The sequence below is a fragment of the Leucogemmata humicola genome (assembly GCF_055379415.1).
Map to the genome: position 1 here is coordinate 4,983,518 of NZ_AP040875.1, position 19,340 is coordinate 5,002,857.

The following is a 19,340-nucleotide window of genomic DNA, read 5'->3' on the forward strand; positions in this document are numbered from 1 at the left end:
AATGGGGCGGCCGACGGAATGATTAGCCTCCCACGAGTGTCTATTTCCGCGAGACCACCGTCGTAATGACCAATCCGAGCTCCGATGACGAGTTGATCGCACTTGCCCGTGCCGGTGACGACCGCGCCTTTGGCGCGCTCGTTGAGCGGTACGAAGGCGCCGTTGCGGCAACCGCCGTTGGAATGCTGGGGCCCGGAGATGATTCCGACGACGTCGGACAGGAAACGTTCATTCGATTTCACCGATCGCTTCATCGATTTCGAGGCGATTCGTCGCTCAAGACGTATCTGGTCCACATCGCCATGAACCTTTCGATCAACGTGCTCCGCAGTCGACGCCGATCGCTCCTCCGGTTCGTCAGCCGCGACGAGCACGAGATCGATTTGCCCGAACCGCGGATTGGACCTGACGGCGAAGTCGACGCCGGGGAGTTGCAAGCGCTCGTTCGCGCGGCGGTCACGCGCCTGGGCGAGAAGCATCGGGCGGTCGTGGTGTTGCGTTTGTTCCACGACTATTCGACACGGGAAACTGCACAGGCGCTGGGGGTTCCCGAGGGTACCGTGCTGTCGCGACTATCGCGCGCCATGAAAGAACTCGAAACCCACCTCGCGCCGTACGTGCGCCGGGGTGCCGCACTTCCGGAACACACACGATGACCGAACACGATTCTTCGCCCTTCAACGAAGCGACCGCGCAGCTGATTCGCTCGGCGCGACCCACGAGCTTTGCTACTGGCTTTGGGGACCGCGTCCTTGCGCGCCTCGCCGCCGAGCGTGAGCAGGCCATCACGAAATCGCTCGAGCGATACTTCGTGCGGATTGTCCCGCTGGTAGCGGCGGCATCGCTGATGCTCGCGGCATACAACCTGTGGGGCGCGCGGGGGACGTCGGCGTCGCCGATCGACGCAGCGCTCAACCTGCCGCAGATCACACTGGCCGCAGCTTACGCGCCGGCATCGCTGTTCGGAACGTCGGGCGCATCGGTGGACACGCCATGATGTCGCCAGGAATGAAGTCGATGACCCTGCTGGCCGTCACGCTGATCGTCGGCTTTTCGCTCGGCCTCTTCGCCGACGCTACGTTGGTGCGCGGCCGACGCGAGCGACTCGGGCAGTTGCAGCGTCCACCCGGATTCGTCGCGCATCTCGAGGATGTGATCGCGCCACACAACGGCGCGCAGGCCGATTCGATTCGTCCGATTCTCGAGCGCGGCGCTCAGCACAACGCGGAGATCGTCCGTGGAACGCGCGATCGTTTGAAGGCGGCGCTCGATTCCATGCAGACGACGCTCGCGCCAATGCTCGACGCAAACCAGCGCACTCGCCTGGCCAGCGAACTCGAACACATGCCCGATCCGTTCAGGCCAGGAGGCCGCGGCCGCGGAGGTCCTGGGCGTGGTGGCCCTCCGGGAGGACGCGGTGGGTTCGATCGAGGTGGCCCTCCGCCGTACGGAGATCGTCCACCGCCGCCGCCCCCGCGCTAAGAGCCCAATCGCGTCTGGCGGCAGGGCGGGTCGGACCTCAGAATCAGGGATAGCGCAACGCCTTGGAGGGTCCAGGCGTTGCCATTTCAGTCGTCTCTGCAGCAACCGATTCGACCTCGACCCCCCTCTGAGGTTCCTGTTCATGTCCAGGCTTCGTATTCCTCTCGCGTCAGCGGCGCTCGCCGCAGCCGCTTTCCCGATCGGCGCGCAGAGCGTTCCGGCCGGTAAGACCGCGAGTTCAACGGCTCTCGTCAGCCACAAGGTGACCGCCGCTCCCAAGGCGGGAAACACCATTGAGGCGTTCATGTCACCGTCGTCGCCGCTCGAAGTGAGCGCGGCCAAGAAGACGGACAAGATCGCGTGGGTCGCATACGAGCGCGGCATGCGCAACGTGTACGTCGCGTCGGCGCCCGACTTCAAGGCGACGAAGATCACGAAGTTCAACGACGACGACGGTGTCGATGTCGGGTCCGTGCGCCTGTCCGACGACGGATCGATCGTCACGTTCATTCGCGGGTCGGGACAGAATCGCGCAGGCTGGGTGGCAAATCCGTCGCACGATCCGAATGGCGGTGACCGATCGGTCTGGGCGGCGCACAGTGACGGCAGCGGCGCGTGGCGTCTGGCGGACATCACGACTGAGCCCGGCACCGGCGGTCGCGGAGGCGGACCCGAACTGTCGCCCGACGGCAAGTACATCGTGTTCCCCAAGAGCGGCCAGCTCTATCGCGCGCGCACCGCGCGCGGAGCGACCGCCGCGGTCGACACGGGCGGCGCGCCGTTCATCAAGGAATGGGGACGCCAGAGCAATCCGCAGTGGTCGCCCGACGGCTCAAAGCTCGCCTTCGTGAGCACGCGCGACAACCACGCCTTCATCGGCGTGTACGATATGAAAACTCATAAGGTCGACTTCCTGGCGCCGAGTGTGGATTTCGACGGCAGTCCGACATGGTCGGCCGATGGAAAGAAGATCGCGTTCATTCGTCGCCCGGGCACACCGTTCGGTGCGCAGACCCAGACGGGTCAGGGTGGCATCGGCAATCCGGCTGGTCCGGCGGCGGTCGTCGCGCAGGGCGCAGCGCGTGGCGGACGTGGAAACGGCGGTGGTGGGGGCGGCGGTGGTGGCGGGCGCGGCGGACGTGGTGGAGAAGACGCCGCACCGGCGAAGGCCGACGGCTTGTACCGCGCGGCGTTCCCGGGCGGCTACACGATTTCGTTCATGGTCGCCGACGTCGCGACTGGAAAGGCTCAGGAGTTCTGGCACAACCAGCCCGCCGATCGTGTATTCGGCAACATCAATAGCATCACGTGGGCGGGTGACAACGTCGTGTTCGCGGGCACCGTCCCGAACGACGAGTGGGACCGGTACTACTCGGTGAGCGTCTCGAATCCGCAGCGTGAGCCAGTGCTGTTGACCACGACAGATGGTTTGATCAACGACAGCGTCGCCGATCGCACCTTCGTTACGACCGGATTCTCGCGCGACGGCAAGACGATGTACTACTGCACGAACGCCAAGGACATCGAGCGGCGCCACATCTGGGCGGTGCCGACGGCCGGCGGTACGCCGGTACAGATCTCGACGGACGACGGCGTGGAAGTGTCGCCGACGCCATTGTCGTCGGGCAAGCAGCTCGCCGTGCTCTATTTCGGCGCTAAGCAGCCGGCGTCCATTGGCATCGTTCCCACTGCGGGCGGCGAGACGAAGGTTGTCTACCCAACCACGGCAATGATGAAGGACTTTCCGCAGGCAGCGCACGTCGTGCCGGAGATCGTCATCACGCACGCGGCAGATGGTTTAGAGATTCATAATCAGCTGTTCGTGCCGAAGGACATCAAGCCGGGTGAACGTCGTCCGGCGATCGTGTTCGTTCACGGCGGGCCACAGCGTCAGATGCTGCCGGCGTACCACTACATGCAGTTCTATCACTGGTCGTACGCGTACAACCAGTGGCTGCAGTCGCAGGGGTACATCGTGATGTCGATCAACTACCGTAGCGGCGTCGGCTACGGCCGGTCGTTCCGTGCGGCGCCGAACACGGAAGGTCGCGGCAACTCCGAGTATCAGGACGTCGTGGCCGGCGCGAAGTACCTGCAGGCCCGCGCGGACGTCGATCCGGCGCGCGTCGGTATTTGGGGACTCTCGTACGGCGGACTGCTCACGGCACAGGCGTTGGCGCGCAATTCCGATATCTTCGTCGCCGGCGTCGACCTCGCGGGCGTGCACCTCTACGGAAGCTCGCTGGATTCGACGAATCTCGCATTCCAATCGTCGGCGGCCGCGCACGTCGATACCTGGAAGTCGCCAGTCTTCCTCGTCCAGGGTGACGACGATCGCAACGTCGACTTCTCACAGATGATCGGACTCGTTGCCCTTCTACGTTCGCGCGGCGTGTACCACGAACTCACAGTCATTCCAGACGACGTGCATGAATCGCTGATTCACGCACGTTGGATGGACATCTTCAACCGCAGCAGCGACTTCCTGCATCGATTCGTGTGGGAAAAGCAGACGCCGCCCGCTGCGACGAACGGGAATGGGCGCTAGTCGCCCATTCCCCATCATGGCTTCCAGTTTGTCAAAGAAATCTTGGCCGTTGTACCTGGTGCCCGTCGTGATCGCCGGAATTCTTCTCCTGCAGAAGACGAAGCAGGCACTCCTGCCGGCGAAGCAGACACCGATTCTCTGGGGCGCGACGACGGCTGTCGTCGTCGGCGTTCTCGTTCTGGTCTCCGGCTGGGGACGCGACTCGACCGAACCTGCCGAGCGCCCGGAGTTTGAAACGCTTGCGAACGACTTCTATCCGCCGCGCCGCGAAGCCTTGATCAATGGCGGCGCGGTGCTCGCCGGTGTCATCGGCTCACTCTGGTGGGCGACCGCCACGTGGGCGGTTGTCCTCGGAGGCATGCGGCGAAAAGTGGTGGGCCGCGGACTGTTCGACTTCGAGGTTGCCGCGCTCGCCGGTGCGTTGACCGGCGGCGTCATCGGAGCAGTTCTCGGTCTGGCGATTGGTCATTTCTGGGAGACGCGTCATCGTCGCCGACGACGCGCGCGACGGCCGAGCCATGCCTGAGCTCCTCATCCGAATCAAGAAGAAGAGCGACGGATCTGCCGCACTGACCTGTCTTCGCGCAGATGGCAGCGTCACGTGGCAGCGCCAGGACGGAAATCTTGGTGTGTTCTTTCCACCACACGACCTCACACACTACGCCGTGGAAACAGTGCTCGGCCTGCGCCGCGCGTTCTACGGTCTGCTCGTCGAAGGGTGGGATCTGTCGTCGTTCACCGAGCCCGGAACGAAGGACCGTCTGACAGAGGACGCAAATCTCGCGGAGCTGATCGTCAGCTTCTTCGATCTCGAGCGTTTCACCGGCATCATGGCGAGTGCCGACGAATTCAACGACAAGATTCAGAGCTACTTCGCCGACAACAAACTTCCTCCGATGCGCACGCGCGTCGACGAACGACAGCTCACCGACATCCGACGGGTGCGAGAGGAGTTGTTCGCCCGCTGGCGCGCGGTACCCGCCGGCGAAACACTCGAGCTTCCGTACGACCGTGACTCGATCGTCGCCGCGTAACGTGGCGACGACGACATAGCCGTCGCCGTGGGCGCCAGAACCGCCGTCAGTTCCGGACTCCTTCTCTTCAAACGATCCGGCAACGGACTCGAAATCTTCCTCGCGCATCCGGGTGGACCGTTCTGGGCGCGGCGCGACGCTGGCGCGTGGACGATTCCCAAAGGCGTCGTCGATAACGGCGAAGATTTGCTGGACGCCGCACGACGCGAGTTCCGCGAAGAAACGGGGATCACCGCGCAGGAGCCGTTCATCTCGCTCGGCTCGATTCGCCAAAAGGCAGGAAAGACCGTGCACGCCTGGGCGTGGGAGGGCGACGCGGACGCCAGCGCGATCACCAGCAACACGACGCGGACGGAATGGCCGCGCGGCTCCGACAACTGGATCGAGTTTCCCGAGGTCGACCGCTGCGCCTGGTTCGAGATTTCGACGGCGCGCTTCAAGATCAATCCTGCGCAGTCAGAGCTGCTCGAGCGCCTCGAGGCGATTCTCGCCAACGGCTGACCGGCTCGCCACGGTGCTGGCGACCCGACACGTCTGAGTGCATAATCCTTCAGGGGTTGTCATTCAACATCTCAGACGAGTGCTCGCACATGAGCAGTTCCCGCTCTACCGCGTGCGTCCTGACGTTCGCCCTCGCCGTGTTTCCTGCGCTCGCGTCGTCGCAAGCGCCGAGCGCACCCATTCGATGGGGCGGCTCGACGCAGAATCCGCAGGATTACGCGTTCGCTCGGGACACGGTCGTTGCTCACGGCGGAAAAACGAGCGTGCTGATTCGCGGCGAAGACGATCCAACGGGCTTCGCCAGTTTCGCGACGTCGATGCCTGCGCAGGCGTATGCCGGACACACGATTCGACTTTCGGCCTTCATCCGATCGGCATCCGTTGGCGGTGGCGGTGGCGCCCTATGGGCGCGCGCTGACGACGCCGGCCACCGTAGCATCGCGTTCATAAACTCTCAAGCGACGCCCGTCCGCGGAACCGCAGACTGGACTCGGGTCTCGATCTCGCTCGACATTCCAACGTCCGCGAGTACGCTGCTTGTCGGCGCACTGCTGGCCGGCTCTGGCGTCATCTGGGTGGATGATGCGCGCATCGAGGCCGACGGAGTGCCGCCACGCGACTTTGGCTTCGAGGATGCGAGCGACATCTACCTGCCGCCACCCGCGCTTCGCGTTGCCGTCGTGCGCGAACCACCACGAGCGTTGTCCAAACTTGGGTTGGCCAACATCACGGCATTTACCCAGGCACTCGGCTACGTGCGCTTCTTTCACCCCAGCACGGCCGCGGTGAACGTCAATTGGGATGCGTTCGCCGTGCGCGGCATTCGCGCCGTCGAGAACGCGCCAACGCCCGACAGTCTCGCGTCGACGTTGCAAACTCTGTTTGCGCCGATCGCCCCGACGGCGTTGTTCGTTCGAACCGGTGCGCCTATTCGAAGCACCATATCCGCACCCGTGGGCGCAACGCACGCGCTCTTCTGGCTGCACCAAGGAGTCGGCGCGCCGAGTGGCGGCGTTGCCCCGCCGAATCCGATGCAGAACATCTATCGGAGCGAGCGAATCGTCGTTCCTATCGCGGCGGTTGGCCATCCGCTCGATGTGGAGTCACTACGGCCGGGCATTCCCGTCATCTCGAAGCCCATTGTTCCAGACCCGGCGCACCCTCTGTCGATCGCTCTCGGCGGAGGCGTCACCGCGAGCATTCCCGTCGCGCTATACACCACCGACGTGAGCGTGCCCGAGGGACTCCGGTCGGCGAAGGCCGCGCCCGTCGCTGAGCGTTTTTCGGCAAATGATCGAGCGACGCGTCTCGCGGATGTCGCGCTGACGTGGTCGCTCTTCGAACACTTCTATCCGTACTTCGACCTGGTGCACACGGACTGGCCGGCAGCGCGCGCAACCGCGCTGCGCTCCGCGGCCGTCGATCGCGATGTTGGAGAGTTTCAAGGCACCCTCGAGAAACTCGTCGCAGCGTTGCACGACGGCCACGGGAATGTGTCACACTCGTCGAGGCCTCTCGCCGTACCCGACCTTCGTCTAGGATGGGCCGAAGGACGCATTTTCGTCACGCGTGTCGGCGACTCCACCGCGGTCCGAGGAGTGCGCATCGGCGACGAGCTGTTGAGCGTGAACGGTCAGCGCGCCGACAGCCTGCTCGCCGAACGGAGTCAATATGCCTCGGCCGCGACGACGCAGTCGGTGCGAAGTCGGACACTCGATGTTCTGCTCGCTGGAGAAATCGGAAGTCCGACTCGCGTACAACTGCGTGGGGCCGATGGAGCCCTTCGCGACGTTCAGCTCGTTCGCGTCCCGGGCGCTCCGGTGAAAGATCCGTCCGTCGCGAAGATCGCTGATGTCGCGACCGGAGTGATGTACGTCGATCTAGGGCGAATCACGAATGAGGATTTCGCGGCGGCGCTCCCGAAGCTCGCGAACGCACGCGCGGTGATCTTCGACATGCGCGGCTATCCGCGTTTTGTGAATACGGCCATGATCCTCCCGTACCTCGCGGACAGCGTCATTCACTCCGCGCACTTCGAGACGCCTCTGATCACGATGCCAGACCGCGCGAGCGTCGGCTACCTCGAAGGCGCGTGGACGCTGCCGCCGGCGTCGCCACGTTTCAAAGGGCGAATCGTATTCCTGTCAGCGGGCAGCGCAATCAGCTATGCCGAAAGCACCCTCGGCACGGTGGAGGCCTATCATCTTGCCGACATCGTTGGTGAACCGAGCGCTGGTACGAACGGCAACGTGAATCCGTTCGTCCTGCCGGGAGGGTACAACATCAGCTGGACGGGCATGCTCGTACAGAAGCGCGACGGAACTCCGCATCACGGCGTCGGCGTTGTGCCTACTCTGCTCGTGTCGCCAACCGCAGCGGGACTACGCGCAGGAAAGGATGAAATCCTCGAGCGTGCAATTGCACTCGTGTCTTCACCGCCGGTGGTTCCGTAGAGCGCTGGCGGAGCCGGCTGCTATCGGCCGCCGTAGTTGATGCCGATGCCAGCGAGAATGTTGTCGGTGTGCGTGGGGATGTATTGCGCGCCGAAGTTGATCGCCCACGGGCTGCCGCGTCGATACACGGCGATACCGCCACTGAACACGAAGCGCGTTCCATTTCCCGATTCGTTGGCCAGCTCGAGTTGACCCGCTGGACCGACTCGCGCAAGTCGATCTGTTCCACCCGATGAGCCGAACCCGATTCCCGGCGCGATGAACGGTACGAAGCGCAGCTCATCGGGCGCGTGCCACGATGGGAGAATCGACACTGGCAGCGTCACCGTCGCACCAAACACAGAACCGTCGCTGAGCGCCGAGTTCGCCGACGACGCATAGCCGGCGTTCGCCGCGATCGTAAAGAGCAGCCGCGTGGGATCGGTGCGCTTCTGAAAGATCATTTCGTGAATTCTAAAATCGCCGGATACACCGCCCATGTACCCGGTGCCACACCCGTTGCACGTCGTGAAGCCACCCGTGAACGACAACGTGCTCCCGATGACGAGCGGCAGCGTGGCCGTGACGCCCACGTTGTTCGACGAGAAACCGTTCGGCCCGGAGACGTATCCGTAGCGTAGCGAGTAGATGTTGGATTTTTGAATTTCACCGTTGATCGTGCTCGTGATCACGGCCGGGAGCGCTGCGACTGGCGTCTGCATGAGGCCAGCGATCGAAGAGAGTTGGCTCGGGGAATCCTCGACGATGATCGGTACGATCACCGGAGTACCATTCTGCGCGCGCAAGAGAGCGCACGGGGCCAATACCGCCACCGCGACCGCTGCCAGCAATTTTTGCATCGAACTCTCCGACTACGTCAGGCCGACTCGTTGTTCCCAGTACTTATCGTCCGAGATCAACACGTCGAGCTCGATGGCATCGGAGCCGGCTTCGACGGTGTAATCGGCGATGTGAATCGCTGACGTGCGAATCGCGCGCCCGTTCGCATCCTGAAGCTCGATTCGCAGCGCATCACGCGCATTGTAATAGCGCTCGAGCAACGTCTGATCCTTCGATGAGCCGTCCTGCGGAACAGCTTGCGCGAACAGACGGAACACTGGCTGCACGAGCTCGTAGCCAAGCCCCGGACGAAACGCGCCCCAAGCGCGGCCGACGTCGGGATCGACGTGCTCGAGTTCGGAGTGGCCGACAATCACGCCGTGCAAACGAATCGTGTGACGCATGAGACGAATGTAAAACACACGCGCCCGCCGAGCGACTACGGTCTCTTTGTGCGCGGCGCAACGATGGTCGTATCGTTGATTCGAAAGCTGAACTGCTGCTCGACGAGCTGCCGAACCTTAAGAGTTCCAATCTTCGCCGGCTGAAAACGCATGTACGGGAGCGCGTCGCGCACCGCCGCGATGAACTCCTGATGCGTCGCGTTGAGCAAGGTGAATGACGTCGTGTCGATGAATCCGGTCGTGTCGACGACGTACCGTGCCGTCACCGATCCCATGACGTGCGCCTGCAGCAGCTTCAGCGGATAGGCGGGCGCGGCGCTGTTGCTCACGCGAACCACGGCGGTGTCGACGTCGAGGACCGTAAAGACCGAGTCGGACACCTTCTCGGGAGCAGGCGGAGACGGCGGAGCCGCCTGCACAGTGTCGCGTTGGCCGCGGCCGACCGTTTCATCGGCCGTCACGGGACGCGCGTCTCCCATGACGCGCGGACCAGCGCCGGCGCCAAGTCCCATCGCGCCGACGCTGACGTAGTGCACCACTTCGCGCGGCGCGCCACTGCCCGGGACTCTGTCCGGCGGCGGAAGGTAGTAGACGCGGTTGGCGATGCTCGTGGGCGGCACATTCGGCGCCGGCATCGTGGCGGCAACCCACGCCACGATGATGACCGCGTGCACGCCCGCGCTCAGTGACACCACCGGCGCGATGGACGTTTGTCGTGCGTACGACTGAACCCACAAGCGCATCATACGCCCCCCTTCTTTCCTAGCGATGCGCGACCCCTGCCGCGACTACTGAGAGAGATATCTCTCGCGCAACAACGCCGTGTGATGCCGTTCATGCCCTGCGATGATGTACAGCAACGCGCGAACACTCACTGGGCTGTTGCTCGCTGTCCCTCGTCGCATCAACGCCTCGGCGTCGAGGTGTTTCGCAAAATGAATCGTTGACGCGCGAACACCATGAAACTCGTCAAGCAAATCCGGGAGGGTCCGCTGCGTGAAGTTCGCGTTATCGACATACAAATTCTCGTCGAAGCCAGGAAGTTCGGTCTTGTCGTTGCGCGCGAAGCGCATAGCGCGATAACCGAACACTCGCTCAGCGTCGATGATATGGCCGATCACCTGCTTGATCGTCCATTTTCCCGGCCCGTACGCAAAATCGGCACGGTCGGATGAAAGACCCTTCAGGAGGTTCACCGTGTCGTCGCCTTGCTGCTGCAGCTGAGCAATCAGGTCGCCGTCAGGCACCTTTGAGATGTACTTCAGATAATACTCGCCGTGTTCATCGGCCTGTGGACGCGCGATCGTTACAGTGCTCATGAGGAAACGCCGGATGGAGTGGGACGTGACTGCCCGATTTCTGTGCTGACTGGAGATATTCGATTCGGACTTAGGGCTGTCAATGCCTCTGCCAGCCCCGTCTGTTTGCGGCCAAGCCACAAGCCAAGAATCAGCCAGACGAAAGCCAGCGGGACCGCGGCGAACGAGATGCCGGCGAGCGTCAGACCGACCGTCGTGAGGCCGAGATAGATCCACGACCCAACTTGGTCGCCGCCACGATACACAAACGTCTCGATGATGTTCTTGGCCTTGTACTTGTCTTCTCGCTTCACGACGGTGAACAGCACTTCCATTGCCGGATTCGTGATCGAGAAATTGCCGGCGCGCCGCAACACCGTGAACACGGACAGCGCGACGAACGTCGGCATGAAGCCAAGCGCGCCAAAGCCAAGCATGCTGATGAGCGGAACGAGAGCGAGCGCAACACCGAGTCCGACCCACCGGATGATCCGACCGGTGAAGAAAATCTGTGTCGCGACCGTGAGGATCTGCGCGGCAAGTTCGACCTGCGCGAGCACCGCGGTGCGTGCCGTTCGATCCGCGTACGTTCTTCCCACGATGTCCGCCTGCTCGAAATACAAGAACGTGGACCCGATCGTAAACAGAACCATGAAGCCGCAGATCCCGAGCAGATACGGCGACTTCACGACCGACGAGAAACCGGCCCACACACTGCCGCCGATGACGTCGGCATCGTCGCCACGGCGCCGCGCCGCATTCGAAGGATCGCCGTGGCCACGCAGCGGGAAGCGTGTGATCGTCAGCACCGCGAGCTCGATCAGCGTCGCGCTGATCAAGAGCATGTTCACGGCGCCGATCTTCGGCGCAAGCGCAGCCGTAAACGCAGATCCGATGATGGAGCCAAGAGTGCCCCCAACACCGATGAAACCGAACAGTCGTTTCGCTTGGTCGCTCTTGAACACGTCGGCCATGAGGCACCAAAAGATCGACGTATTGAACAGCGCGAAGACCGTCGTCCAGATGTACAGCGCACGTCCCATCCACACGTCGACAGTCGAACCTTCGACCGACGCAACGAACCGAAGCACGACGTAGAACGCGGCGAGGTTGAACGCGAAGAAGTGATACGAAATCGGAATCACTCGTCTCACAGGAAAGCGCGTGACGAGACCCGAGAACATCGGATTCAACAGCAGCGTGACGGCGAGCGTTCCGGCAAAGAGCCACGGAAGCTTGGTGACGCCCGACGCCGCGGCTACCGCATCGCGAATCGGACGCAGCACGAAGTAGCTGCTGAGCAGAAAGAAGAAGAACGCCGCCGACGTGAGCATCGCGCGCACTTCTTCCGGCCGAACATCGACAACGCGACGCAACAGCGTATACACGCGCCCGCCGGGCGCCACTGCATTCTCCGACTGCGTCACTTGGCGGGTTGCTTGGCTTTCCAGGCGGCGATGAGCTCCGCCTCGCGCGCCGCGGGAATTCCCGCACGACGACCCTCGGCCAGCGCCTGCAGTTCCGCCTCAGGACGCGTCTTATTCCAGTCGAGCGTTTCTTTGGCCGTCACGGCGAGCGGACGGAACGTGAGCCCCGCCGCCATCGCCTTCGCGATGCTCCGCCGCGAGAACGCCGCGTTGTCCGCGGCATCGGGAACCCATACCGGCATGTTGCTCCACGGCCGGACTTTCTGCTCCTGAAGGAACGGCGCCGGAACCCAGACGAGCTGCGCGCCGCTCGACGTCACGCTCTTGATGCCGTACAACATCTCTGACATCGTGAGCGGCTTGACCGGGCCGGTGGCATTGAACGTTCCGAATGTTCTGTTCTCCGCCACGCGAATCGTCCACTCGGCGATGTCGCGCGAGTCGATGATCTGCACCGGGTCGTTGCCGTCGCCGGGCGCGAGCACTTCACCGCCCTTATCGATGCGATACGGCCAGTACGTGAACCGGTCGGAGCGATCGAGCGGACCAACGATGAGCCCCGGACGAATGACTGTGTTCATTCCCGGGTAGTGCTTCTCGACTTCCTTTTCGGAGAACGCCTTGAGGGCGCCGTAGTTCTTCCCGAATAGCGTCGTGTCCGTGGTATACGGATCGAGGCCAGCGGGCATTTGCGCAGTTGGATCGCTCTCGTCGGCCCACACGTTCTTGTCGCTCGCGTACGCCGAGATCGTCGAGATGAAGATGTAGTGTTTGGTATTTCCCTTGAGATACTGCGCCGCGTTGCGAACCCACGCGGGCGCCGTCGTCGGATTGTCGATCACGACGTCGAACTTCTTGTCCTTCAGCGCACTCACGTCGCCATTGAGATCGCCGATCAGCTGATCCACGCGTCCCTTGAAGAAATCTGGACGCGTACGATTGCGATTCAGCAGGGTGACGGAATGGCCGCGTGCAATGGCGTACTCGACCTGCTCCGGGCCGGTGAAACCCGTGCCACCCAATATGAGAATACTCAACGGCGCCTTGGCGCGCTCGACTGACGAAGCGCTCGATCGGACTGCTGCCGATGCGAGGTTCGGAAGGCCGCCCAAACTCAGCGCACCGCCCGCGGCGGCCGACAGCTTGAGAAAGCTTCGCCGATCGGTGGTCACTGGTTGCCTCCGGCGGCGCGCTTTGCCTTCCAAGCATTGAGGACTTCAGTTTCGCGCTGCGCCGAGATTCCGCCCACTGCACCTTCGGCCAGCGCAGCGAGTTGTTCGGCGGGTCGCGTCTTGTTCCACGCCAGCGTTTCACGCGTTGTAACCGCGAGTGGACGGAAGGTGAGTCCCTTTGCGAGTGCTGCCTTGATGCTGCGACGCGACCATCCGCCGTTGTTTGGGCGCGGCGCGACCCACACAGTCATGTGACGCCACCCCGTGATCTTCTGCTCGGCGAGAAACGGCGCCGGCACCCAGGTGAACGTCGCATTCGATCCGATCGCCGCTTTGATGCCATTCAACATTTCTGACATCGTCATCGGCTTTTCAGGGCCGGTGCCGTTGTAGATACCGAACTCGCGATTCTCGGCCATGCGAATGGTCCATTCGGCGAGGTCGCGCGAATCGATGAACTGCACCGGGTCGTTTCCGTCGCCTGGGGCGAGCACTTCACCGCCCTTGTCGATGCGATACGGCCAATAGGTGAACCGATCTGTCGTGTCGAGCGGCCCAACGATCAGGCCGGGACGAATGATCGTGTGGATACCGGGATAGTGCTTCGCTACTTCGCCCTCGGAATACGTCTTCAATTGTCCGTAGTATTTGCGCGCGTCGGCCGGCGCAACCGCGTACGGATCGAGTCCCTCGGGCATTGGCGACAGACCGTCGCTCTCGTCTGCCCATTGCTTGCTGCTGTCGGGATAGACCGAGATGGTCGAGATGAAGATGTACTGGCTCGTGTTGCCCTTCATGTACTGCGCGACGTTCTTCACCCACGCGGGCAAGGTCGTTGGGTTGTCGATCACGACGTCGAACTTGCGACCTTGCAGCGCGCTCATGTCGCCATTCATATCGCCGATCAACTGCTCCACGCGACCCTTGAAGAAGTCCGGACGCGTCTTGTTGCGATTGATCAGCGTGACTTCGTGTCCGCGCGCGATCGCATACTCGACCTGTTCCGGGCCGGTGAATCCGGTGCCGCCAAGAATCAGAATCTTGAGCGGCTTTTTGGCGCGCTCGATTCGCCGTTCGCCGCCCTCCGGCGCCGTGGCGCCGAGTGCGAGGTTCGGCAGCGCACCGAGTCCGGCGGCGCCCCCAAGGGCAGCGGTCAGTTTGAGGAATGAGCGGCGGCTGGACATTGGATTCGATCTCCTGGCGGGCGGCGGGCGGCGTGGTATCGGGCGGTCTCGAGGAAACGTGGTCCGCATGTGAACATGCCCCGCGCGCCGTCGTTTCGACAGCCCGCAATGGGACGGACGGTGTTCGGAATCTGTTGCGACGGCGCCTGGCGATGACGAGGGTGAGCGGTAGCTTCCTGCCGATCGCTTTTCCCCGCTGAAATTCGTGAGGTTCGTCATGCGTCGCGTTTGGCTCACTGCGTGTCTGCTCGCCCCCGCCGGCGTCCCATCGCTTTTGGGCGCCCAGCAATCCGACTCCGGCATCGTGTCGTCGAAGAACGGCATGGTCATCACGACGTCGGCCCCGGCGTCGGACGTTGGCGCAGCGATTCTGCGCAAAGGCGGCAACGCAATCGACGCCGTGGTCGCGACAGCCTTCGCGCTCGCGGTCACGCATCCGAGCGCCGGCAACATCGGTGGCGGCGGGTTCATGGTGATCCGGCCTGCCAACGGCGCGCCAATCACGATCGACTATCGCGAACGCGCGCCGCTCAAGTCGACGCCGACGATGTACCTCGATTCGACGGGCAAAATCGTGCGACAGATGACGGCGACCGGCTACCTCGCGCCCGGAGTACCGGGCACCGTTCGCGGGTTGGCCGCCGCGCACAAACGCTTCGGCAAACTCTCCTGGAAGGCCGACGTCATGCCGGCGGTCGAGCTGGCCGAGAAGGGATTCGTCCTCTCCGAAGCCCTCGCACGCTCGCTGAATCGCGAAGTGACCGGCTCGATGGCGCGATACCCGGCGTCCGTGGCCGCCTACGGCAAACCCGGTGGCGGTCAGTGGAACGCCGGCGACACGCTCGTACTTCGCGACCTCGCCCGCACGCTTCGGGCAATCGCCACGAAAGGCCCGGACGCGTTCTACACCGGCTGGATCGCCGATAGCATTGCCGTCAGCATGTCGCAGAACGGCGGCCTGATCACCAAGAAGGATCTCGCGCTGTATCAAGCCAAAGTGCGCGCACCGGTGCGGGGGAAATACCACGGCTACGAGCTGATCAGCATGCCGCCACCGAGCAGTGGCGGGGTCGCGATCATCGAGATGCTGAACATCCTCGAGAACTTCGACCTTCCCAAGCTCGGTCCGATGTCGGCGCAGGCGATTCACTACGAGATCGAAGCAATGCGCCGCGGCTATCTCGATCGCGCGCGCTTCCTGGGCGATCCCGACTTCGTGAAAATGCCGCTCGAGCGGCTCATGTCGAAGTCGTACGCGAAATCACTCGCCGAAACGATCGATCCGCAGCACGCCTCGAAGAGCGCCGAGCTTGGAAAGGACATCGTGACACAGGTCGCGTCGAACGAACACGATGAAACGACGCACATCTCGGTCGTGGACAAAGCCGGAAACGCCGTGTCCAACACGTTCACGCTCGAGGGAGGCTTTGGCTCACACGTGGTGGTGAGCGGCGCCGGTTTCATTCTCAACAACGAGATGGGCGACTTCAACAAGAAGCCCGGCGAAACGAACGCCACCGGCGATATCGGCACGCCCGCGAACATCATTGCGCCGGGCAAGCGGATGCTGAGCTCGATGTCGCCGACGATCGTCACGAAGAATGGAAAGCTCTTCATGGTCGTGGGCTCGCCGGGCGGTCGCACCATCATCAACACGGTCTTCGAGATCGTGCTGAATGGGCTCGACTTTGGAATGGACGCTCGGCAGGCGGTCGACGCGCCGCGCTTCCACCATCAGTGGATGCCGGACGAGATCACGTTCGAGCGCAACGCGCTCCCCGATTCGACGACGCGCGCGCTCCAGGCAATGGGGCACACGATCAAGACGGGCGGCACGCAGGGCGACGGACACACCATCATCGTAAAGAATGGCGTGGCCTACGGCGCGAACGACCATCGGAGCGCTGATTCAAAAGCCAGCGTCCCCTGAGGGCCGCTGGCTCAATCGCTGATCAGAACTCGCGCTTCTTCATCTGGGAGAACAGCTCGTCCGCCTCGTCGTCCTTTTCCGTTCGGGGACGACGCGTGGCGTCGAGCGTGGCATCATAGCTCTTTCGTGGCTGCTGCTTTGGCTTCGCTGCCTTTGCGACCGTCTTCTTCACGAGCTTGGCGAGCTGCTTTTCGTCCATGGGCCCGAACTCCCGACTGTGGGTGAGCGTAGCGGATGCTCCTAAGTTATTGTTCAGCAACGATTCCAAACAGACCCGCCGCACCTTCCCACTGAATGGAACCGAGTACCGAGCGAGGCCGTGCGCTGTCTGCGGCACGAGCACATCTCGATCGCGGATTTCGTTTCGAACAGGCCGGAAGCCTGGAACGGGCGCTGGAGGCCTATCGAGACGCTCTGGGGGCTCGCCCCACCCCCGTCGAAGAAATCGAAGGGCGACTGCGCATCGCGCGGGTCTTTCGCGGCATGGCCTCCTGGGAGGAATCCCGCGCGGCGTCCGACGAGGCGATCAGGCTCGCCGATGAGATCCAAGCCCACGACCTCGCCGCCGAAGCGATGAACGTCGAAGTCGGAGCGCTCCAACATCAGGGACGTTTCGCCGAAGCTGACGCCATCTCACTCCGGGCAATCGCACGAGCGCAGTCGGCTCGGGTGCGCGGCATCACGCTGCAGAATCTCGGTCGGAGCGCCGCGGAGCGACGCGACTTCGACGCATCCGATCGCTACTTCAGCGAGTCGATCGAGTCCTTCCGCAACGCCAACTACGACATCGGGCTGGCCGTCGCGCTCACGAACGCATCGAAGGTATCGCTCGACCGCGGAGACGCCGAAAAGGCGCTCGAAATCGGCGACGAGGCGATCAGCCTGGCGCGTCGATTAAACGCACTGGACGTGCTTCTCACGGCGGTTCAAAACCAGGCGGAGGCGTTCGTCGCACTGGGAAACCTCGATTCTGCCGAGTCGCTAATCACCGAGGCGCTCGGACACTTCACGAGCGCACGGAATCGAATGCGGCAGGCGGAATGCCTGGAGGTCATGGGCCGCCTGAACGAGCTTCGTCCCGACGGAGGATTCACCGCCAGGCGGTGCTACGAACGAGCGCTGGAACTGGCTCTCGAGGTCGGAGACGCTCCGCTGGTTGCGCGGCTCCAACAGCGTCTGGCGACCATCAAGGCCTCAGAGAGCGCAGGCGACAGCGCTCCCTGAGACAACTTCGGTTTTACGGGCGAACCGGTCGCGTCGCGCTCGGGCTCTGCGGGCGGTCTGGCGCGCAGTACGGGTTGCCGTCCTCGTCATAGGCCACGACGTAGCCGCTCTTGCACGTCAGGTCGAACGACGGACGTTCCGTAGGAGCTTTGCTGCTCGGAGCCGACGGAGACATCGGGGATTCAGCGCAGGCGGCCATCATGAGCGCGCCACCGACAATCAACAAAAGCTTCTTCACGACTCCCTCCGCGGACGTTCCGCTTGCCAGTCTCTTCGTTATTGTAGGTCTGCCCGATCCGAGTCGCTGTGCACGAAGGCACAAGTGACACAACCGGCACCGGACTCGGGCAAGGCACTTTCCGTGCTCAACCCGGTACGGGACGCACGTGTTCCGCTCGCCGGGTGGCGCGCAACGCGTGCGCCCGTTGTACTTTATGCCAACCTTGGCCGAGGGCCCGACCGACATGGCACGTCAGGGACGACGAGTACGAACGTCCAGCAAGCAGAAGCAGCCGCCGAAGTCCGATTACTTCACGCAACCGGGCAAACGCGGGGCTGTCATTGTTTTACGCAAACCAATCGGCAATCGGGCCACGGCGAAGGTGTGCGGCGTGATGCCGACGCGCGTCCATGCGAAAATGCTCATGACTCAGCTCGAGAAGGCTGAGTCCGTCGTCAAAGACCTCTTCATGGAGGCGACCGATGACGGCATCGAAGCGCTCGAGGCTGTGCTCGCTGCGTGCTGCAGGGAAGTGATGGAGAAGGGCCCCAAGGTGCGGCAGGAAGTCGACGCCGATGCACCCGAGCCCGGCTCGAAGTAACGCGTCTCAGGGCTTTGAATCGCGACGCGGCGGAGCGTATCCGGCGAAGTGCCCGGTGTGGTGCCACGTCGACGTCGCTGCCCAATCCTCCTCGGCTGGCTCCGTTTCGCTGAGCTTGCGAACGTCGATGCTCACCACGCCCTGATCGTCCATCCCGTTATAGATGTTGACGAAGCGGTGGCCGTAGACGATCTCAGCCGCCTTGTATGACGAGCGCGCGTGGACGGTCTGCGAAAACGTCTCGTCTGTTCCGGCGAGGAGAATCATGACCTCGGCATCGCGACGGACGAGGTCGTCGTGCAACATCGTGAACATCGGACTCTTGTCGTCGATCGGGTGGACGATCGTCCAGCTGAGCGGAAAGAAAACGACGCGTGTCCGTTCCAACGCGAGCTGGTAGTACCGGCGCGACGACCCTTCGATGTAGCTGAAGAGCACCTTCGCCTCGAGCTCTACCAGCTGATTGCTGCGTGCGTTGGTGATACGGAACATGAACGCCGTGAGTCCACGATATGGCGTCACGACGGCGCGTTCGCTGAACATGACCGCGGCCGTTGGACGAGAGAAGCGCGCGAACAGAATTCCCGTCCCCAGCGCGAACGCCAGCAAACCCACCAGCGACTCGGCCGTCATGACGAAGTGCGCGGGCAATCCATTCGGCGTGATGTTTCCGTAGCCAATGGTCGCCAGCGTTTCGACACTGAAGAAGAAGGCGCGCCAGAACGCGTTGCCAATCGCGGACGACGTCACTCCGACGAGCGAGTCGGTGCCGCAGGCGAGATACGCGAGGGCAAACAGCATGTTGGTGGCGAGATATCCGCCAACGGCCAACACAAAAAATCGCGGCCAGCTGATCGTGAGGAAATGGTGATAGAAGCTGAGCGATCGAAGGAACGACAATCCGCGGCGGCGCGGATTGAACGTGCCGTCGCGATTGAGCAGCCGCTTTTCGTTGATACCACCAACGACACTCCCGAAGCCAAGATCTTTCGGTTCTTCGGATGCCTGGTCTTGCAATGCAGGTGAAGACATGAGGTAGATGC

General features: G+C 63.0%; 21 protein-coding genes. 11 read left to right on the forward strand and 10 right to left on the reverse strand.

Translation table 11 applies throughout. From position 1 onward, the window contains the following. Positions 1 to 65 precede the first annotated feature (65 nt). The 8 genes from AC6H4Z_RS21410 to AC6H4Z_RS21445 all read left to right on the forward strand — a co-directional run bounded on the left by AC6H4Z_RS21410 (position 66) and on the right by AC6H4Z_RS21445 (position 8,018). A complete protein-coding gene (locus tag AC6H4Z_RS21410; RefSeq protein ID WP_497544003.1) occupies positions 66 to 656 on the forward strand; it encodes an RNA polymerase sigma factor in 591 nt (196 codons plus the stop codon). Further along, on the forward strand, positions 653 to 997 hold the full coding sequence (locus AC6H4Z_RS21415; protein ID WP_497544004.1) for a hypothetical protein: 345 nt from the start codon (positions 653 to 655) through the stop codon (positions 995 to 997). The genes AC6H4Z_RS21410 and AC6H4Z_RS21415 overlap by 4 nt, the downstream gene beginning before the upstream one ends. Next, positions 994 to 1,482, forward strand: coding sequence for a hypothetical protein (locus tag AC6H4Z_RS21420; RefSeq protein WP_497544005.1), 489 nt, complete (start codon positions 994 to 996; stop codon positions 1,480 to 1,482). Before AC6H4Z_RS21415 ends, AC6H4Z_RS21420 begins: the two co-directional genes overlap by 4 nt. Before the next feature lie 142 nt (positions 1,483 to 1,624). Beyond that, complete coding sequence (locus AC6H4Z_RS21425) at positions 1,625 to 4,030, forward strand: S9 family peptidase (RefSeq protein ID WP_497544006.1); 2,406 nt, start codon at positions 1,625 to 1,627, stop codon at positions 4,028 to 4,030. A 16-nt stretch (positions 4,031 to 4,046) separates the two neighbouring features. Beyond that, positions 4,047 to 4,556, forward strand: a complete 510-nt coding sequence (locus AC6H4Z_RS21430) for a hypothetical protein (protein WP_497544007.1) — start codon at positions 4,047 to 4,049, stop codon at positions 4,554 to 4,556. Then, entirely contained in the window at positions 4,549 to 5,064 is a 516-nt protein-coding gene (locus AC6H4Z_RS21435; protein WP_497544008.1) for a hypothetical protein, read from the forward strand. Before AC6H4Z_RS21430 ends, AC6H4Z_RS21435 begins: the two co-directional genes overlap by 8 nt. Before the next feature lie 27 nt (positions 5,065 to 5,091). Beyond that, a complete protein-coding gene (locus tag AC6H4Z_RS21440) occupies positions 5,092 to 5,565 on the forward strand; it encodes an NUDIX hydrolase (protein ID WP_497544009.1) in 474 nt (157 codons plus the stop codon). 89 nt (positions 5,566 to 5,654) lie between these two features. Continuing rightward, positions 5,655 to 8,018 (forward strand): S41 family peptidase, encoded by a 2,364-nt coding sequence (locus AC6H4Z_RS21445; RefSeq protein ID WP_497544010.1) that lies wholly within the window; start codon positions 5,655 to 5,657, stop codon positions 8,016 to 8,018. A 20-nt stretch (positions 8,019 to 8,038) separates the two neighbouring features. Here the strand turns inward: AC6H4Z_RS21445 and AC6H4Z_RS21450 are convergent, their stop codons facing one another. The 7 genes from AC6H4Z_RS21450 to AC6H4Z_RS21480 are packed head-to-tail and all read right to left on the reverse strand — an operon-like array spanning position 8,039 to position 14,322. Next, positions 8,039 to 8,857: a hypothetical protein gene (locus AC6H4Z_RS21450; protein ID WP_497544011.1), complete on the reverse strand. Its 819-nt coding sequence runs from the start codon at positions 8,855 to 8,857 to the stop codon at positions 8,039 to 8,041. A 12-nt stretch (positions 8,858 to 8,869) separates the two neighbouring features. Further along, positions 8,870 to 9,241, reverse strand: a complete 372-nt coding sequence (locus tag AC6H4Z_RS21455) for a hypothetical protein (protein ID WP_497544012.1) — start codon at positions 9,239 to 9,241, stop codon at positions 8,870 to 8,872. 35 nt (positions 9,242 to 9,276) lie between these two features. Next, positions 9,277 to 9,987: an energy transducer TonB gene (locus AC6H4Z_RS21460; protein ID WP_497544013.1), complete on the reverse strand. Its 711-nt coding sequence runs from the start codon at positions 9,985 to 9,987 to the stop codon at positions 9,277 to 9,279. A gap of 42 nt (positions 9,988 to 10,029) precedes the next feature. Continuing rightward, the gene (locus AC6H4Z_RS21465) at positions 10,030 to 10,560 is read right to left on the reverse strand and encodes a DinB family protein (RefSeq protein WP_497544014.1); all 531 of its coding nucleotides are present in this window, start codon (positions 10,558 to 10,560) and stop codon (positions 10,030 to 10,032) included. Next, positions 10,557 to 11,966: an NTP/NDP exchange transporter gene (locus tag AC6H4Z_RS21470; protein WP_497544015.1), complete on the reverse strand. Its 1,410-nt coding sequence runs from the start codon at positions 11,964 to 11,966 to the stop codon at positions 10,557 to 10,559. The genes AC6H4Z_RS21465 and AC6H4Z_RS21470 overlap by 4 nt, the downstream gene beginning before the upstream one ends. Beyond that, entirely contained in the window at positions 11,963 to 13,138 is a 1,176-nt protein-coding gene (locus AC6H4Z_RS21475) for an NAD-dependent epimerase/dehydratase family protein (RefSeq protein WP_497544016.1), read from the reverse strand. The genes AC6H4Z_RS21470 and AC6H4Z_RS21475 overlap by 4 nt, the downstream gene beginning before the upstream one ends. Beyond that, entirely contained in the window at positions 13,135 to 14,322 is a 1,188-nt protein-coding gene (locus tag AC6H4Z_RS21480) for an NAD-dependent epimerase/dehydratase family protein (protein WP_497544017.1), read from the reverse strand. The genes AC6H4Z_RS21475 and AC6H4Z_RS21480 overlap by 4 nt, the downstream gene beginning before the upstream one ends. A gap of 217 nt (positions 14,323 to 14,539) precedes the next feature. Here AC6H4Z_RS21480 and ggt point away from each other — a divergent pair, with 217 nt between their 5' ends. Beyond that, complete coding sequence (gene ggt / locus AC6H4Z_RS21485) at positions 14,540 to 16,252, forward strand: gamma-glutamyltransferase (RefSeq protein WP_497544018.1); 1,713 nt, start codon at positions 14,540 to 14,542, stop codon at positions 16,250 to 16,252. 22 nt (positions 16,253 to 16,274) lie between these two features. Here the strand turns inward: ggt and AC6H4Z_RS21490 are convergent, their stop codons facing one another. After that, positions 16,275 to 16,451 (reverse strand): hypothetical protein, encoded by a 177-nt coding sequence (locus AC6H4Z_RS21490; protein WP_497544019.1) that lies wholly within the window; start codon positions 16,449 to 16,451, stop codon positions 16,275 to 16,277. A gap of 284 nt (positions 16,452 to 16,735) precedes the next feature. Here AC6H4Z_RS21490 and AC6H4Z_RS21495 point away from each other — a divergent pair, with 284 nt between their 5' ends. Continuing rightward, positions 16,736 to 17,476 (forward strand): hypothetical protein, encoded by a 741-nt coding sequence (locus AC6H4Z_RS21495; RefSeq protein WP_497544020.1) that lies wholly within the window; start codon positions 16,736 to 16,738, stop codon positions 17,474 to 17,476. Positions 17,477 to 17,489: 13 nt separating this feature from the next. On the opposite strand, the gene AC6H4Z_RS21500 is transcribed toward AC6H4Z_RS21495, so the two are convergent. After that, positions 17,490 to 17,714 (reverse strand): hypothetical protein, encoded by a 225-nt coding sequence (locus AC6H4Z_RS21500; RefSeq protein WP_497544021.1) that lies wholly within the window; start codon positions 17,712 to 17,714, stop codon positions 17,490 to 17,492. Between the two features lie 148 nt (positions 17,715 to 17,862). On the opposite strand from AC6H4Z_RS21500, the gene AC6H4Z_RS21505 reads away from it, so the two are divergent. Next, positions 17,863 to 18,297, forward strand: a complete 435-nt coding sequence (locus AC6H4Z_RS21505; RefSeq protein WP_497544022.1) for a hypothetical protein — start codon at positions 17,863 to 17,865, stop codon at positions 18,295 to 18,297. A gap of 6 nt (positions 18,298 to 18,303) precedes the next feature. Here AC6H4Z_RS21505 and AC6H4Z_RS21510 read toward each other — a convergent pair whose 3' ends face one another. Beyond that, a complete protein-coding gene (locus AC6H4Z_RS21510) occupies positions 18,304 to 19,329 on the reverse strand; it encodes an ion channel (protein ID WP_497544023.1) in 1,026 nt (341 codons plus the stop codon). Positions 19,330 to 19,340: the final 11 nt, after the last annotated feature.